The organism is Wolbachia endosymbiont (group A) of Limnophora tigrina (genome assembly GCF_964263225.1).
Classification (GTDB): Bacteria; Pseudomonadota; Alphaproteobacteria; order Rickettsiales; family Anaplasmataceae; genus Wolbachia.
On the sequence record NZ_OZ181654.1, the window covers coordinates 1,238,404 to 1,254,149 of the forward strand.

At 34.4% G+C, this 15,746-nt stretch carries 20 protein-coding genes and 3 tRNA genes; 11 read left to right on the forward strand and 12 right to left on the reverse strand.

Going from position 1 to position 15,746, the window contains the following annotated elements:
- Positions 1–282 precede the first annotated feature (282 nt).
- On the reverse strand, positions 283–444 hold the full coding sequence (locus tag ACE38P_RS05745; protein WP_265015004.1) for a hypothetical protein: 162 nt from the start codon (positions 442–444) through the stop codon (positions 283–285).
- Positions 428–661 (reverse strand): hypothetical protein, encoded by a 234-nt coding sequence (locus tag ACE38P_RS05750; protein ID WP_374699677.1) that lies wholly within the window; start codon positions 659–661, stop codon positions 428–430. The genes ACE38P_RS05745 and ACE38P_RS05750 overlap by 17 nt, the downstream gene beginning before the upstream one ends.
- Positions 662–798: 137 nt before the next feature.
- Here ACE38P_RS05750 and ACE38P_RS05755 point away from each other — a divergent pair, with 137 nt between their 5' ends.
- Together ACE38P_RS05755 and ACE38P_RS05760 are read left to right on the forward strand one after the other, a co-directional pair.
- The gene (locus ACE38P_RS05755) at positions 799–1,062 is read left to right on the forward strand and encodes a hypothetical protein (protein WP_374699678.1); all 264 of its coding nucleotides are present in this window, start codon (positions 799–801) and stop codon (positions 1,060–1,062) included.
- A 157-nt stretch (positions 1,063–1,219) separates the two neighbouring features.
- Entirely contained in the window at positions 1,220–1,384 is a 165-nt protein-coding gene (locus tag ACE38P_RS05760; RefSeq protein ID WP_264376034.1) for a hypothetical protein, read from the forward strand.
- 446 nt (positions 1,385–1,830) lie between these two features.
- On the opposite strand, the gene ACE38P_RS05765 is transcribed toward ACE38P_RS05760, so the two are convergent.
- The 5 genes from ACE38P_RS05765 to ACE38P_RS05785 all read right to left on the reverse strand — a co-directional run bounded on the left by ACE38P_RS05765 (position 1,831) and on the right by ACE38P_RS05785 (position 5,433).
- Positions 1,831–1,917, reverse strand: a tRNA-Ser gene (locus ACE38P_RS05765).
- Between the two features lie 31 nt (positions 1,918–1,948).
- Positions 1,949–2,737, reverse strand: a complete 789-nt coding sequence (locus ACE38P_RS05770) for a DUF2163 domain-containing protein (RefSeq protein ID WP_353280315.1) — start codon at positions 2,735–2,737, stop codon at positions 1,949–1,951.
- Between the two features lie 37 nt (positions 2,738–2,774).
- Positions 2,775–3,053 carry a type II toxin-antitoxin system RelE/ParE family toxin gene (locus tag ACE38P_RS05775; RefSeq protein ID WP_127463812.1) on the reverse strand — a complete coding sequence of 93 codons (279 nt, stop codon included), beginning with the start codon at positions 3,051–3,053 and terminating at the stop codon, positions 2,775–2,777.
- Positions 3,050–3,274, reverse strand: a complete 225-nt coding sequence (locus tag ACE38P_RS05780) for a TA system antitoxin ParD family protein (protein ID WP_127463811.1) — start codon at positions 3,272–3,274, stop codon at positions 3,050–3,052. Before ACE38P_RS05780 ends, ACE38P_RS05775 begins: the two co-directional genes overlap by 4 nt.
- A 119-nt stretch (positions 3,275–3,393) precedes the next feature.
- A complete protein-coding gene (locus ACE38P_RS05785) occupies positions 3,394–5,433 on the reverse strand; it encodes a porin (protein WP_374699679.1) in 2,040 nt (679 codons plus the stop codon).
- Between the two features lie 331 nt (positions 5,434–5,764).
- Here ACE38P_RS05785 and ACE38P_RS05790 point away from each other — a divergent pair, with 331 nt between their 5' ends.
- Positions 5,765–7,069, forward strand: coding sequence for a lipase family protein (locus tag ACE38P_RS05790; RefSeq protein WP_264376031.1), 1,305 nt, complete (start codon positions 5,765–5,767; stop codon positions 7,067–7,069).
- Positions 7,070–7,111: 42 nt separating this feature from the next.
- Here the strand turns inward: ACE38P_RS05790 and ACE38P_RS05795 are convergent, their stop codons facing one another.
- From ACE38P_RS05795 to ACE38P_RS05810, 4 genes are all read right to left on the reverse strand, one after another.
- A complete protein-coding gene (locus ACE38P_RS05795) occupies positions 7,112–7,939 on the reverse strand; it encodes a 3'-5' exonuclease (protein ID WP_019236725.1) in 828 nt (275 codons plus the stop codon).
- Complete coding sequence (gene era / locus ACE38P_RS05800; RefSeq protein WP_374699680.1) at positions 7,932–8,816, reverse strand: GTPase Era; 885 nt, start codon at positions 8,814–8,816, stop codon at positions 7,932–7,934. Before era ends, ACE38P_RS05795 begins: the two co-directional genes overlap by 8 nt.
- Before the next feature lie 41 nt (positions 8,817–8,857).
- Positions 8,858–9,316 carry a hypothetical protein gene (locus ACE38P_RS05805; protein ID WP_374699681.1) on the reverse strand — a complete coding sequence of 153 codons (459 nt, stop codon included), beginning with the start codon at positions 9,314–9,316 and terminating at the stop codon, positions 8,858–8,860.
- A 99-nt stretch (positions 9,317–9,415) separates the two neighbouring features.
- Positions 9,416–9,491 (reverse strand) — tRNA-Gly (locus ACE38P_RS05810).
- 159 nt (positions 9,492–9,650) lie between these two features.
- Between ACE38P_RS05810 and ACE38P_RS05815 the strand changes: the two genes are divergently transcribed.
- The 4 genes from ACE38P_RS05815 (at position 9,651) to ACE38P_RS05830 (ending at position 11,617) form a co-directional block, all read left to right on the forward strand.
- Positions 9,651–10,271 carry a ribonuclease D gene (locus ACE38P_RS05815; RefSeq protein ID WP_007302121.1) on the forward strand — a complete coding sequence of 207 codons (621 nt, stop codon included), beginning with the start codon at positions 9,651–9,653 and terminating at the stop codon, positions 10,269–10,271.
- Between the two features lie 79 nt (positions 10,272–10,350).
- Entirely contained in the window at positions 10,351–10,677 is a 327-nt protein-coding gene (trxA, locus tag ACE38P_RS05820) for a thioredoxin (protein ID WP_064085368.1), read from the forward strand.
- 39 nt (positions 10,678–10,716) lie between these two features.
- A tRNA-Ile gene (locus ACE38P_RS05825) sits at positions 10,717–10,793 on the forward strand.
- A 578-nt stretch (positions 10,794–11,371) separates the two neighbouring features.
- Positions 11,372–11,617, forward strand: a complete 246-nt coding sequence (locus tag ACE38P_RS05830; RefSeq protein ID WP_374699682.1) for a hypothetical protein — start codon at positions 11,372–11,374, stop codon at positions 11,615–11,617.
- A 15-nt stretch (positions 11,618–11,632) separates the two neighbouring features.
- Here the strand turns inward: ACE38P_RS05830 and ACE38P_RS05835 are convergent, their stop codons facing one another.
- Positions 11,633–12,766 carry an alpha/beta hydrolase gene (locus tag ACE38P_RS05835; RefSeq protein ID WP_353278617.1) on the reverse strand — a complete coding sequence of 378 codons (1,134 nt, stop codon included), beginning with the start codon at positions 12,764–12,766 and terminating at the stop codon, positions 11,633–11,635.
- Positions 12,767–12,946: 180 nt separating this feature from the next.
- Between ACE38P_RS05835 and ACE38P_RS05840 the strand changes: the two genes are divergently transcribed.
- Genes ACE38P_RS05840 through ACE38P_RS05855 form a run of 4 tightly spaced genes read left to right on the forward strand, consistent with a single transcriptional unit; the run spans position 12,947 to position 15,741 of the window.
- Positions 12,947–13,606, forward strand: a complete 660-nt coding sequence (locus ACE38P_RS05840) for a CADD family putative folate metabolism protein (protein WP_353281585.1) — start codon at positions 12,947–12,949, stop codon at positions 13,604–13,606.
- Positions 13,607–13,628: 22 nt separating this feature from the next.
- Positions 13,629–14,015, forward strand: a complete 387-nt coding sequence (locus ACE38P_RS05845) for a dihydroneopterin aldolase (RefSeq protein WP_052264775.1) — start codon at positions 13,629–13,631, stop codon at positions 14,013–14,015.
- Positions 14,012–15,265, forward strand: a complete 1,254-nt coding sequence (folP, locus tag ACE38P_RS05850) for a dihydropteroate synthase (protein ID WP_374699683.1) — start codon at positions 14,012–14,014, stop codon at positions 15,263–15,265. The genes ACE38P_RS05845 and folP overlap by 4 nt, the downstream gene beginning before the upstream one ends.
- Positions 15,262–15,741 carry a dihydrofolate reductase gene (locus tag ACE38P_RS05855; protein ID WP_064085991.1) on the forward strand — a complete coding sequence of 160 codons (480 nt, stop codon included), beginning with the start codon at positions 15,262–15,264 and terminating at the stop codon, positions 15,739–15,741. Before folP ends, ACE38P_RS05855 begins: the two co-directional genes overlap by 4 nt.
- Positions 15,742–15,746 lie beyond the last annotated feature (5 nt).

Here is a 15,746-nt window from a genome sequence, read left to right on the forward strand (position 1 = left end):
ATTAGCATCGATTTTATAGTCTGTAGAGTAGTAAAATTATAGGGGTATAGTCAAAAAATGAGTTATTTTTGAGCTGAGCAAAGCCACCTAAGGTGAAGAGGAAGGAGAGGTGTATAATATAATATTTATAATTTACTTACGTAACTTAACGATTATTGAAAAACATAGTTCTTAAGTACCTTCAAAGCTTTCTCGTAAATGGTATCCCTATGTCCTATTGTAATAATAGTTACTTCATGTTTTTTGGTGTCTGCACAATACATAAACGGTAATCGCTGACTCTTAGTCTTCTAAACCCTTTAAAGCTATGGTATAAAGGCTCACCAATGGATCGACTGTAAGGCGTTCCTGTATTGCTTTATTTACTCTTGATTCTATTTTTATCGGTAAAGCTGGAAGATCTTTTTCAGTGACATTCTTCAAAAATTTAATCTTGTAGTCCACTTGATCTCCACTTTACATCTTTGTAATCAACTGTTTCTGCACCTTCAACATCACGCTCATCAGAAATTTTAGACACTAAAAAGTCTTCAATTTCAAGCTCGATTGCTTCTTTAAGTAGTTTTTCTGCTAATGCTTGAGCAGGTTGCTTAGTAAGTTCAGATAATTTAGCAAGATGCTGTAAGGTTTCTTTACTGAAAGCTAAATTAGCGTTTGCCATAAGTTTTACCAAGTTCTACTACTCTATAATTATACAACATTTTTCTGAAATTTTCAATAAAAGTAATTATACTATTATTAATATAATATTAATGCTTTTATATTAAAATTAATACAATATTAATTAAGGGGAATATTATGTTCGGAAACTTACAGAGTGAGAAAACAGGAGCAGATTTACAACAAAAGTTGGATAATCAATCAACACAGTATGGAAAAACACGTGTACACCGAAATGAATCAAATTTGAATGATTTGGATCCGGACATGGATCCTTCTCGGCTCTGGAAGAGCTCAGAGGGCAGAACAGTTTATGAAGAACACCAGGTTGATGCAAGTGATGTATTAAGTGATATTGGAGACAATTTCCATGATCTTGCAGATTTATTTTCTGTTCTGTAGAAGGTACAGGTTTAATATCAAAAAAGTGTGAGGCTTCTTTATTTTTTCCTAAAATTTTCAATAAAGTAAACGAAGTAATTATGCTAATCTAAATATTGGGATAATATTAACATATAAGTACTATCTTAGCGTTAGTTTTTTAATTAAGGAGTATATTATGGTTGAAGACCCTTTTTGTCATATAAATCAGACTTGCCACGAATACTGTGAAATGAAATTCATTGAGGAAAAATCTCAGTGCAATGACCTCTGTGATTTTATCTTTCCAATTTCTGAAACTTGTTCACCATCTGAAGTTGTGGATCAATTAGTATCTATTTAACAAAAAAGTGTCAGTATATTTTTTAATAAAGAATTATATTGACAGATTATGACAGGTTGAATATAAACGAGTTTGCTGAGGCTAGGGAGAAATGACACAGACTAAGTATAGTATTGCAAGATATTGTTAGGAATAGGGAGGATATGCTGGTAGCCGGCTACTGGATGTATTTCTACGATAACAACGACTCTTCGTAATCCGTATTACAAAAACGAGAAAGGTACCAGCCTCTGCAGCTTGATGAACATAAACTCTACTACTTTGTTGACGTAGATTACACCGAAGATCGTTACAATTGCAGAGCTGAAGTGCTAATGCTGCTGCTACTCATACGGTTATTCCGTTGGTGGAGTATGTTTTTTTGGTCGATTGCAGTCTACTAAAAATCAATGAGGACAGAGTTGCTATTATAGGACAAAAATGTGTGTTATACTAGAAATAATGTGCGGAAAAGGGGGGATTCGAACCCCCGACATATTTTCATATGTGCACGCTTTCCAAGCGTGTGCTTTAGACCGCTCAGCCACCTTTCCATACTTATTCATAATATTAAAAATTATGCTGCTAAACAACTGGTATATATGGTTCGCCACGGAAATTCACAGTATTGTTAAACTTGTTTTTGCACGTTAAAAACGCTTTATCACAACCTGCAAGTATCGAATATTTATCTCCGGTAGAAATTTGATATGGAGGAGAAGCAAATAATGTAACTACTTTATTTTTGTATTCTTTAACTACAACTTCAAATGTTGCTGAACTAAACACTCCGTGCTTATAATATCCATCGCTTTCGATTAAATTAGTGTCTTCAAATCTTCTTTCATCTATCACTTTAGTAATTGTGCTCATTCTACTAAACTTTTTAGCATCAGCTTTACATCTATCATCGCAAAATTGTGCCCTGCATACAGGAGAATATAGCTCTGTTATGCTTCTCTCAAGCTTTGTCGCAAGACCTCTAATTTCAGCGATAAACCTCCCACTATTTAATGTTACTTTACCAAAAGTTCCTGCATGCAAATTCATAATTCCCTGACTCAAATCTTTATAATTCACAAGAAATATTTCAATATTTGCAAAGTCATACCTTCCTGATAAAACATCTTTTTCTTTAATATCGGTACTATTTAATATTCCTTCAATTTCTAGATTATCAGTTCTCAAATCGCTATTTAATATTATGCTACTAGCTGTAAACCCACTTGAAGATTTATAGAGTATATTATTGACATTTAAATCTTCGTCATAGTCGGTAAATCCCATTACTTTCCCACCTACAAGTGTTAATTTCCAGCAAGTAGCGATGGTAAGTAATTCTCCAGCTAAATGGTTTTTTAATTTGGTTTGCATAGTTGCCTCTTATAAATAATGGCATACCTGCATTTAGCTACACTTGTTTTTTCAAATCTCTATAAAAATTTTCGTGTGGAGCAAATGCAAGAAGTGTTAATATGTTATTTTGTTCGTTGTGAATATAGGCTAATAATGTCAGTTGATTAAAAATAGAGAATTTATACACGCGAACACCTGCAAGATCGCCTGACTTTAGCTCTCCAATATATGGGTTACCTTGAATTTGTTTGATGGCTTCTTCAAGTTTGGGTAGTTGATTATTGTGCAGCTTCTTCATTGACCGCTTAAAAGTGTTGGTGAGAAGAATCTTCAAAATTTTGTGGACTTATACTCCTCAACATTACCTGACTTGATATCCTCAATGCCTGAAAGGATTTCTTTGATAATATTATAGCTTAGCTCAGGGTTATCTTCAACAATCTGACCAATCTTAGCCCAATGCTCGATTTGTTGCGGTACAGAACGATTTTGCAATACGGAATGAGACTGCACTATCTTCTCAAATTCCCCATCAAGATTTACTGTTATACTCATTAGATTATTACTTCCTAGTTTTAGCTATTATATCATATATTGGAAATTTTTTCAACATTTTGAAAGTGCATAGTGAAAACACACACCACATTCAAGCTGTGGTGTGTATTGTTAAATAACTAGAAAGAAAACTTCACACCAGTTAGTAGAAGAATTCCTTGGTTAGAAGGTACATCAGCATTATTTTTATCTTTCAGCGCACCTTGTTCATCAGTCATAAAATAATGTAAGGCTGCATAAGGAACAAACTTGCTCTTATTGCAAGAAGATAGATCATACTGAACACCAAGTGCAACATCATGAAGCATATCTTTGTCGCTCATTCTGCTACCAAAGTATGTCAAGCTTGTGTAGATATTATCATATTGATAACCAGCACCTGCAGTCCAATACATGGTGTCCTTGTCATTAAATTGCTTTAAGCCATTTTTTCTAGCAATATCAGTAGTCTCTTTATACTCTTTTGAAGCAAGGTCGAGTTCCTTGATACTCTTAGGTTGACCAGACTTACCCAAATATGCAAAAGAGGCAGCAAATTTTACACCTTGATCTTCATCAATCTTATAATCAGCGCTTGCACCCAAATTAATGCCTGCCAGATTATTGTATTCTATGAACTCATTATAAAGATGCTTATCTTTACTTGGCTCTTTTGCCAAGCCAAACTCACCAACTACGGAAGTTTTAACTTTTACATTATGTTTACTAAAGTCATATTCATATGACGCACCAGCACTTATTATATGCTCGTAATCTGGTCCAACATGTCTTAACGTTTCCTTATGCTTTACCTCATCTTGCTTTTGAGCATTTTTAGAAAGAACTGAATCTATTTCTTTTACAACGGATAAACCACTATCATAGCGAGGTGAGTAGCTAAGACCAAATCTTGCACCCATATAATTTGGTGAGTAGTAAGCAGCTCTAAACGGCAATGTGGTCATAACGTCTTTGTTGTATTTTCCTGCCATACGGAAGGAGAGTTTTTCGCTCTCGCTCGAGAAGCTTTCAGTGTAAAGACGTGGTGTTACGTAAAATGGGAAGTTTGCAGCACTTCCTTCTAAGTTTACTTTTCTGAACCAATCACTATCTGCAGCTCCATCAACAGTTGCAATTCTTGTTGCATCAAGTCTCATCAGAGACTCAGGACCAAACTGATAGCCAAGTTTCAGATCACCATATTTTGAATTCAAAAACACATGTGCACTTCTACCTCTTGCAGCATTCACGCCTTGTGATGCTCCTTTACCTTCAGTCACTGGAACATGAAATTGCACATTAGCACCATAACGAAGACCAATATCCTCATTTTTATTTTCAGCTCTTAAGTGCAATATTGCATCTGAAATCATGCCCATGTTTTCACTGTAATCACCAATATTCCCTATCCCTTTAGGAAATATTGGATTTGCTCCTTTTATACTATCTGGAGTATTGTTAAAATAATCTGTAGATTTACCTGGCATAACATTATAATGGTTATAGCCACTTAGCCCATGGTTACCATAACCTTGAGAATCAACAACGCCACCGAAAGTTATTCTTAAACCATCCCCTTGATTGGTATTGATAATATCAATACCACCAACTGAAACAACAGGACTTGCCTTACCTTTTTCCTCTGTATTGCTGTTAACAACTTTTACATCCTTTTTTATATCTTTAGCTTCAATTTTAGCATTCTTAGTTTTAGAACCCTTAATTTTTGACTTTTCTACATTAGAATTTTTAGTGCTTAGAGCTTTCGCCTTTGAATCCTCTATAAGCTTTGCTTTTTTCTCTTTTGCTAGCCTAATTTCATCTTTTTTCTTTTGTTTTGCTACTAATTTTAACTCTTCTTTTTTCTTCTTTTGTTCAGCTGCTAATTTTAACTCCTCTTTTTTCTTCTGCTCAGCTGCTAATCTTAGTTCTTCTTTTTTCTTAAGCTCCTCGGCTTTTTTTCTTGGATCAGCATTACATATCCTGTCCATTTTTTCTTTTAGTTTCTTATTTGACGTCTTCATCACTTCCATCTTTCCAGAAGTTTTGATTGACTCGTTACTCTCTTGCTTTTTTACTTCCTTCATACTCTCGTCAGAAAAGTCAGCAGCAAAGCCACTGAAAGAACATAAAGTCAATAGAGAAGCTAGAGCAGTTCTAGTATAAATAGATTTTTTCATGAAGTGCCCCCAAAAAATTTTAAAATCATAACATAAATAGTATAAAGGTGTTGAAAATCCAACTTAAAGCAACCTTATAGCGAAAATAAAAGTAAAATGCAATACTTTAAAAGCAACTTTCTTAATACGCTCAACGTGTATATTAACCAAAATTTAGTACAGAGGTTTGCTTGTTAGTGTATTATAACTCTATACTTATTCTATGGAAGTAAAATTTACTCAAAGTAAAAGCATGAAAAGATTAAATTATTAATATAAATTGTTGACAATAATATTAATTTGTATTACAGTTGGTAGATTATTGTTTTATTTTTGACAGATTGGGGTACTTATGGATTTTAGTTTTTTACGCAATTGGTTTAGCACTACAGGTGCTGCTACAGGCTCAGAGCCAGGTAATACTGAACAGCCAGATTCTATTTCAGTAGATGATGGCAAATACGAGATGAAAGAATATGACGATGAATTTGAGATCATTGAAGATTATGAATTTATAAATCGTGCTGATCCAAATGAGCCATGTTCTTTACCTTCTGACTATAAAATAGATGAAAGTATTGTAAAAATTGCAGGATTTGATAGAGAGAAATTATTAGAAATGGGTAATTTCTGCAAGATAAGCTATGGCGATGATGATGATAAATTAAGTAAAAAAAGATGTAATAACCTAGCTCAAGGAGTATACAAAACTGAATTTGAAACTGCAGAAGATTTTGAAATTATTCCATCTACTGAAAAAATGTATAAAACTAGAGCTGAACTTATCAGCGAAGGTTATGAAATCATTCCATTTAGTAATAGTTTTGAGGAAGATGCTGGTCATGTTTTCATAAAAGGTAAAGAAATAACGGTAGCTTACCACGGTACTCGTGGCCTCAATGATGGAATCACTGATGCAAATGTACTTTTTACTACTTCAGAATTTTTACCAGAAGGTGGAAGAATTCATCGTGGTTTTTATAATTCATTTACGGATTCATGGTCTAATCTTTATGGCATTTTGAAATCTTATGCTGAAAAACAAGAATCAGAAATCAAAGATTTTAAAATCAATCTCACAGGTCACAGTATGGGAGGAGCTATTGCTAAGATAGCTGCTTTATGCCTCAATAAAACAGAAGGAGCTGAAGATGTTCATGTTGCAACTTTTGGTGATCCACGAGTTTTTGATCTTACTGCTAGTGAATTTTATAATGATGTTCTTCAAGAAAAAACCATTAGAGTAACTCAACATAGACAAGACCCAGTACCAGCGGTATCACCTGGTATTTGTGGTTATGCTCATGTAGGTGCACAATTGAGAATATCAGTACCTGAAGGATATTTTGTTCATCAAATGGATGGTTATCATGAAGCCATTAAAATAATGGATGAGAATGACTTCCAATCAAACAATAACGTTTCTCTCTTTTATTACCCTTCGAGAATATTAAGTCGAATTAACTGTGCAGTTTTAGGTAATGCTCAATATTATGCTGCTAATTTAGGTAATTATATTCTTAGTGGACAAAATTTTTTCGAGAAAGTAAAAAAGGAATACCAAGATAAAAACTTAGAAAATTTTTCTAAGCTTGAACAAGCAGAAGTTAAGCAAAGGGCACATCAAAATGTCTTTTCTACTACAAGGAGTTTATAACTACTATACAGAGCAATCATTAGATTGCTCTGTAGCATCTATTCATTTAAATTCAATATAAAAATTTTCACCAGAAGTTATTTTCCATTCTTCTTTAAATTTCTTTAGGTGTTCTTTTTTTTCGCATTCTAAAAGCAGTTCTTCTATGCTCTTATTATAGCTTTCTGTAGTAATTCTTCCTTGATGATGCATAAACCTCAAATAAATCAAATAAGTGTTAATCACATCTGTTTCACAATAATCGCGAATCTCTTGTATTTTGCCACTATCATATAAGTCCATAACTTGTGAACCATCAACTCCAATCTTACCGGGAAGATTAAATGCTGCGCAAACTTCGTTCATCTTCATTCTTGCAGAAGCTCCAAAATCAGAGAGAGATTCAAGCAAATCACAATGCCAATCACTACTGTACCTCTGATTGTAACTATTCCACTTATCGCCAGCTTTGTGAAAATATTCTGCTTGAATGCCATGAACCATAGCACGGTACTTCAGTACCGGTATATCAAAAGTGCGTCCATTGAACGAAACTAGTCTTGGCTTTTTCTCTGATATGTAGTTAAAAAATCCCTTTACTAGCTCTTTTTCATTGGAGTTTACTGTGCCTCCAGATCTTATTTCTTGTAGTGTGAACATTTCATAACCGCTCTGGCGTGTTATATTACAAAGTAAAAAACTAATGACTACAACAAGGTGGAAGGGCTGACGCAGAAAAGAGTTTTGCCCGTTTGTTATTTCAAGATGATATTTTGTTAATGCGTTCCTCTTTTCTTCTACACTGCTATCATCACTAATATTTAGTAAATTCTTGCAGGAATTTACATCTGGTATAGTTTCAATATCAAATACTAACAAAGAATTAAGCATTACTTATATATTCCTCAGGGCGATCAGTCCAAGGTCGCACTTTTACGAACAAAAAGAGATGAACTTTACACTCAAATAACTTTTCCAATTCTGTACGCGCCTCGATATTAATTTTTTTTATGCTACTGCCGTCTTTTCCTAGCACTATTTTCTTATGATTATCTTTCAATACAAATATGATCTGTTTTATGACTAAACTCTTATCTTTTTTTTCCTCAAATTGTTCAGTTATAACAGCTGTAGAGTATGGCAATTCTTCACGTAGGTTCAAGAATAACTTTTCTCTCGTAATTTCCGCTGATAAAAAATCAGCTGAGGAATCAGTTATTTGATCTTTTTCATAAAACCAAGGGCCTATCGGTGCAATTTTAGACAAGTAACTAGTCAGATCAGAAAGTCCATCATTCTTCAGTGCCGAGATCGTAAAAATTTTTTCAAACTTATAAAGCAAATTTAGGTGCTCATGTGCCATCTTGAGCTCTGATTTCTTTACTAAATCAGTTTTATTGATAATCAAAATGCATCTGCCTTTTGTGCGCTCTAGTCGTGCAAATATCGTTTTTATTCTTTCTATATTTTTTAGGTAATTGTTTACATCAACAAGCAACAAAGTAATGTCACTATCCTTAACTGCTCCCCATGCAGATTTGACTAAAGCTTTTTCAAGATTTGTTTCTGCTGAAAACACTCCTGGAGAGTCAGTAAAAACAATTTGCGCATTGTTGCATATAGCAACACCCCTTACCTGCGTCCTTGTTGTCTGCACTTTAGGGGTGACAATAGCAATTTTCTTGCCTACGATGCTGTTAATCAGCGTTGACTTTCCAGCATTTGGCAAACCAGCTATCGTTACAAATAAGCATCTTTCTTCTTTCACAAAGGAAATTATAAAGAAAACTAAATGCTAACGTCAATTGATTATTTTGCAGGTAGATCGCACTCTTCCTCTTTTGAAGAAAAACGCTCAACTATAGGTGATATAATATACTCATTCACTTTTTCAGCTATTGGTTCAATAATACCAAATGTTACAAGGAGCCATGCGATTACTTCTATGGGTGCTATCACCGCACCTGCTAAAGCTGCCGATCCCATTCCAAGCATTGCACCAGGGAAAACAGCAGTTGTAGCTGCAGCAAGACCAACTCCAGTTGCAAAGCTTGCAGCACATGAACAAGCACCAATAAAAAAACTTTCTTTGGAAAATTTTTCATTATAAATAAATTTACATGCAAGTAAGGCTGCCGGAATCGCAGCAACAATTCCACCCATTACCAATGGTGATAGAGTTGTAAAACTGAGCGCTAAGCCTGTAAGTGCTCCTATTGATGTAGCTATACCTAAGGCAAATAACATTGGTTTAGTCTTGTTGTCCATATAATCCTCCTAAATAATAATTTTCTAAAAAGCTTTTAGCTACTTTTAGTATAGCTGAATTAGTTGGATAAGCAAAGCAATTTTTTTATGGAATGATCTTGGAGCGGGAGAAGGGGTTCGAACCCTCGACCTCAACCTTGGCAAGGTTGCGCTCTACCAACTGAGCTACTCCCGCAGTTAAATTCTGCTTAGATTCTACTTCTAATTATAGGTACATATTACAATTTGTAAACCCTACATGCATGAAAATCATGAGAGCCAATTTTCTATGATCTTTTCGTATACTTAAAACTCATTTTTGATTATTGTATGTGTCATAAAACATATTAAATTTATGAGAATATTTATATATAAGGACGACCTGCCAGCCAGTGCAATACCGAATGATATAAAATCTATAGCTGTTGATACAGAGGCAATGGGGCTACTGCATAGCAGAGATAGATTATGCCTTGTTCAGCTCTCTTTCAATGATGGCAACGCTCACTTAGTTCAATTCAAAAACGATTATACAGCTCCAAATTTGAGAAAAATATTAGAGGATAAAAATATAACCAAAATATTTCACTTTGCGCGATTTGATGTGAGTATAATACATTACTACCTGCAAACTTGGGCACTGCCTTGCTATTGCACGAAAATAGCCTCACGTTTAGTTCGCACCTACACAGATAATCATAGCTTAAAAGAGTTGTGCTTAGAACTACTTGATATAAAATTAAATAAGCAACAACAATCTTCTGATTGGGGAAATGAAAATTTAACAGACAAGCAAAAAAGTTATGCTGCATCTGATGTTTTATATCTCCATAAAATAAAGGAAAAGCTAGATTTAATGCTAGAACGTGAAAATAGAAAAGAATTAGCCGAAAAGTGCTTTGAATTTCTTCCTACTCGTATTGAGCTAGATTCAATGGGTTGGGGGAGTGTAGATATCTTTAATCATCATATGTAATCACTTCACTTGAATCCAGAAAAATTTAGTTGATCAGCTGTTAATTGATACGCTATATTTATAAAAATTTAGGTATTTTATGAGTGATGATATTAAAGCGGTAAATGATCAAAATTTCGAATCTGAAGTTGCTAACCACAAAGGATTTGTGCTGGTAGATTTTTGGGCAGAATGGTGTGGACCATGCAAAAGTCTGATGCCACGTATCGAGCAGTTAGCCAAGGATAGAAAAGACAAGATCAAAATCTGTAAGTTTGACATAGATGGAGAAACTGAGGTGCCAAGTAAGTATGGAGTTCAATCTATACCTACTTTAATCATATTTCAAGATGGTAAGGAAATTGCACGCAAAATTGGCGCAATAAATGATTTACACAGTTGGGTTGATAGTGAAATAAGCGAGTAGACAAATTTCCTTTTGCGTGTATTATAGGTGTTGATAAAAGGGATTGTAGCTCAGTCGGTTAGAGCAGTTCGCTCATAACGAATTGGTCGTAGGTTCGAGTCCTACCAATCCCACCACTATTGATACAATTGCAAGGCCTACTCTCTTAGATAAGCTTTTTGCCTTATTAAAGTACTTGGTTGTTAGTGTTTGAAAACTCCATGATATTAGATTCCTTGCATAACTGGAATTCAAAAGTTCCAGCGCGGTTTTCTTATTGGATCTCAGCTGGGATGACGCCTGGTTATGAAAGAAATCTATTGTCAAAAAAAATTACTTCCGCGTATTTTGAATCTGATTATAATGACAATTAGAGATATTTTAAGAGCTCAAAAATTTATCTTTGTCTGCAGACTTTCAATTAACTTTTCAATAAAAAACGTAGCGTATCTTTTTCAGCGTATACACACGTCTGTCATATGTGCGCTGCATTTTTTTCTAATTTATACAGGAGGATTTTATGTCCAGAATTCCAGATACTTGACCTTTACTTTAGCTAATCACAGGCGCCTGTGATTTTTATAAAGAAAGTGTAGGAAATAACCAAAAACTGTTTCCAGCCATAAATTTGCCATGCATACCTAAAAAGTAATGATATTAACATAATGTTCATATTTGTATGCTAATATTAATATTATTTAAATTGAAGAATATTATGGAACAACAAGCATCAAACAAAGAGAAAGGGATTGAATTTAGATATAATCAATGTCAGCAGAAATGCCATTCCTACAAAACAAAACGGACAGACCAAGAATGCCTAGATGAATGCTATGAGAAGTACGTTTCTAAACTTTATCCACAAATTAGTGAGAAATTATTAGCTAGTGAAAACAATCTCTATGATGAAAGCACAAAATTATCACTTATGGCAGATACTCTAGATGCAATGTTTTTTTAATCACAAAAGAAACACTTATTTCAATATTTGCAGAGATGTTAGCTTTTTAGATATATTCTGACTTATTGAATAATTCTTTAAATTGGTAAAATACTGTTTCTTTTCCTCTATTTCTTTTTCACTATTCTTTCCACATATCGCTTCTGTTTTTATCTCTGGTTGTTTCTCTTGATTGAGAGAGCCCTTCTTTTCAAAATAATTATCTGTGAATTCTAAAAAGAGTGAAATCAGCTCAGGAAGATTGTATTTGTGTTCACTTGATGAGCACAATTCTGTAATCGAAGAAAAGTGAATATCATCTGCCTTAATAGGTAGTAACGATAGAAACTTATTCCAGCATTTTTTCATTATTCCAACTTCAGGTTCAAGGTTTTTTATTTTAGCTAAGTTGGCATGCTCCATAAAAAACTCTTTATATTGCTCAAAACCTTCAAAAGTTTCTTTTTTTTGGTAGTTTTTTTTCCTATGACTTTTTTCTATGTCAGCAATTTTAGTACCTATATTTGCCTGCTTACTAATAAAGCCATCGTTCTCTAAGTTAAAACAAATTGTGTATGGAGTAATGTCGTTTACTATTGTGTGTGGCTTAAAGTGCCAACCAAAGCATTTGAGTATGAATTTTATTATAGGAGGAAATAGCCATTTAGGTTTTGATATGTGTAGTAATTTCACTACAAGTTTTTTGAATGAGCTAAAGGATTTATTGATAATGCATCTTAAATGAATATTGTCATCTTTTTTAAACTTTTTATAAACCTCCGCAGCTATTGGTCCTCCAGCACAGCTTCCATACAGTACTATATTGTCTGGGTGAATGCCTTGCTTTAGAAGATCTGAAATGACTCCAATTCCTGCATTTACTCGATTTCGACCGTTTAAAGAATGGCCTTTGCTTTTTCCAGAACCAGGAAAATTAATAAGGTGAACATCCATACCTGCTTCAGCTGCCCAATTCCATTCACTTTTGTCTTCATCTGGCTCTTTTTCAAAAGTATATGTAAGCCCTGGAAAGTAAACTATATGCTTTTTCTTTCTGCTATCTGCACTGCTCTTCGAGTTTGACATCACGATCTTTTGAATTCGCATTCCATTTTGAACTTCTACGAACTCTTCCCTAATTTTTATTGTATTTTCTTCTGTTACTTTCATTTTGCGTTTTTCACTATATTGATTTAATAATACATGAAATTTTAGAAAAAATCAATTTTACTAAAAAATTAACTTATAGCGTATCTATCTTTATATTTATTGGAATTAAAGTAGTAGTGAGAAATGCCTCTTGACATTTGATAAACCTAAACGTAGCCTAAAACAATTTACTGTTTATTTATGACATTTGTTCAATTACTTAATAATCAATTAGATAGTTTACACTTATTAAAACACCCATTTTACGAGTCATGGAATGAAGGTGGCTTAAGCCTGCAGGCTCTGCAAACCTACGCTAAGGAATATTATCACCATGTTGCTGCTTTTCCTCGTTATATCAGCGGTATACATTCCTTGTGTCCGAATTTGAAAATGCGGCAAGTTTTACTTGGTAATTTAATAGAGGAAGAACAAGGCGACGAGAATCACCCAGAATTATGGCAGCGTTTTGCTGAAGGACTGGGAGTAGCACGTTCAGAACTTTGTGAAAATGCACAAATTAAGGAGACACGAGAATTAGTTGATGGTTATTTTGACATTGTAAAATCAGATTTTGCAGCAGGTCTTGGAGCTCTGTACGCTTATGAACGTCAAACTCCAGAGGTTTCTAAGTCTAAAATTGAAGGTCTGAAAAAACACTATTCAATAAATGATGAGCGTTCTCTCAAATTTTTTACCGTTCATATGGAAGCTGATGAGTGGCATTCTGAAGAATGTGCAAACCTTATTGCAGATTTAAACGAAGAAGAACAAGAGAAAGTTATGCAAGGCGCTGAAAAAGGAGCAAAACTCTTATGGGGTTTTCTTGATGGCATGATGAATGTTGATGTTTGTCATTAATTATAAGTAGATACTAAATTCAGTGGTAGCATGTAATCTTCTTATATCTGATTTACGGCTTTGGGTTCATTTGGGATGTAGTGCAGAAGAGAAGTCTTCTCCCCAATTGGTGAGTATTGACGTTGATTTCACTTTTAAATCTCCTCCTTCAGGGCTTACAACTGATCAACTTAAAGATACTATCTGCTATTTGGAAGTAGTGCAAAATATTCAATCTCTTGTTCAGGGCAAGCAATTTAATTTAATCGAGCATTTAACTCATGAGATATACAGAGCCATTAATAACCTTTTGCTGCGAAAGAAGCATATTATTTCTTCTGTCAGGGTGACTACTCACAAAATCGCACCACCAGTTCCTGGTGTGCATGGGGGCGTTTTTTTTACTTACTGTAATGAATTGCAAGAATGATCTATATTTCTATTGGATCAAATATAGGGAATCGCCTTTCCCATTTACAAAGAGCTACTGAGTTACTAAAGAAGCGCTATTTAAAAGGCTTAAAGTCTTCGATCATTCTAGAAACTGAGGCTATTTTACCAAATGGTGCTCCACCTGAGTGGAATAAGCCATTTCTTAACATGATTGTCTATGGAAGTTGTTCTTCTTCTCCTGAGGAGCTACTAAAAGGCTTAAAACAAATTGAATGTGACATTGGTCGTCCACAAGTCTATGAAAAATGGGCACCTCGTGTTATTGATTTAGATATTTTGTTATGGGATGATCTAACGCTTGATACACCTGACCTTAAAATTCCTCATCCAGAATTGGTACACAGACCATTTTTGCTCCACTTGATGGCAATGGTTAACAAAACCTTTGCTTTCAATGTTCAAGACTGTTTTTCAAAGAGTTTTACGCTTTCACCAAAGCTTATGGGTATCGTCAATATTACCCCTGATTCATTTTCAGATGGTGGTCTTTATTATGATGCGAATCGAGCAACCAAGCAGGCATTGCAGCTGGTATCAGATGGTGCAAGCATAGTTGATCTTGGAGCTCAATCAACAAGGCCTGGAGCTTCAATAAAGACGCCAGAGGAAGAGTATGAACGTCTAAAACCAGTACTTGATAATCTTAGCGACTATATGAAAAATGGTGATATTGAAGTCAGCATTGATAGTTTTTGGCCAGACATTATTTTAAACGTTTTGAAGCACTACAATATTGCCTGGGTAAATGATCAGAAGGGAGATCTGAGTAGTAATACCTTAAAAGAAGTTGCTAGCAGTGGGTGTAGTGTCGTTATTATGCATTCACTTTCGATACCACCACATAAGGACAATATTATTCCACATGACACTGACCCAATTGATATCATAAATAATTGGGCAGAGAAGAGCATTAATAGGTTACTTGACCTTGGTTTTGATGAAAATTCAATAATTATTGATCCTGGTATTGGTTTTGGCAAATCTATGTATCAGAATATTCAGATTTTACGCAGTATAGAAACTTTACAAAATTTTGGCTGCAAGGTTTTAGTTGGCCATTCTAGAAAGTCATTTATTTCTTCTTTTTCCACAGAGCCTGCCTCTAATAGAGATTTAGAAACAATTGCTACATCTGCTATACTGCACAATAAGGTTGATTTCCTTAGAGTGCATAATGTACGTGACCACATGAGATTTTTTGTAGCCCAAGCTGCCTTACAGGGATGAAGATTATTGGAATTATGGCTGTTGACCCTAATGGGGTAATTGGAATAAATAATGATTTGCCCTGGCGTTATCCAAGTGAGTTTAAACATTTTTGTCAAGTGACCGACAAACAAATTATTGTGATGGGAAGAAAGACATTTGAAACCGTGCCTCAAAGCATACTAAAGAATCGTACACCTATTGTTTTCTCCCGTAACAAGTGTTTTAATAGAGGTCCAAAATGTACTGTTGTCTCTTCCATGCAAGAATTTCTGTCAATTCAAAGTAGTTCTCAAGTCTTTGTGATTGGTGGGGCACAAATAGCACACCTTTTTTTAGAGCATAACCTAATCTCAGAATTTATTATAACTGAAATTCACAAGCCCTATAAGGGTGATACATACCTCAATTTAGCATTTTTTGATGGATGGAATAAAACTATTCTCGTCAGAACAGAAGACTATACTATATTCAATTGTATCCGTTCAGCAGAGTAGTAAAA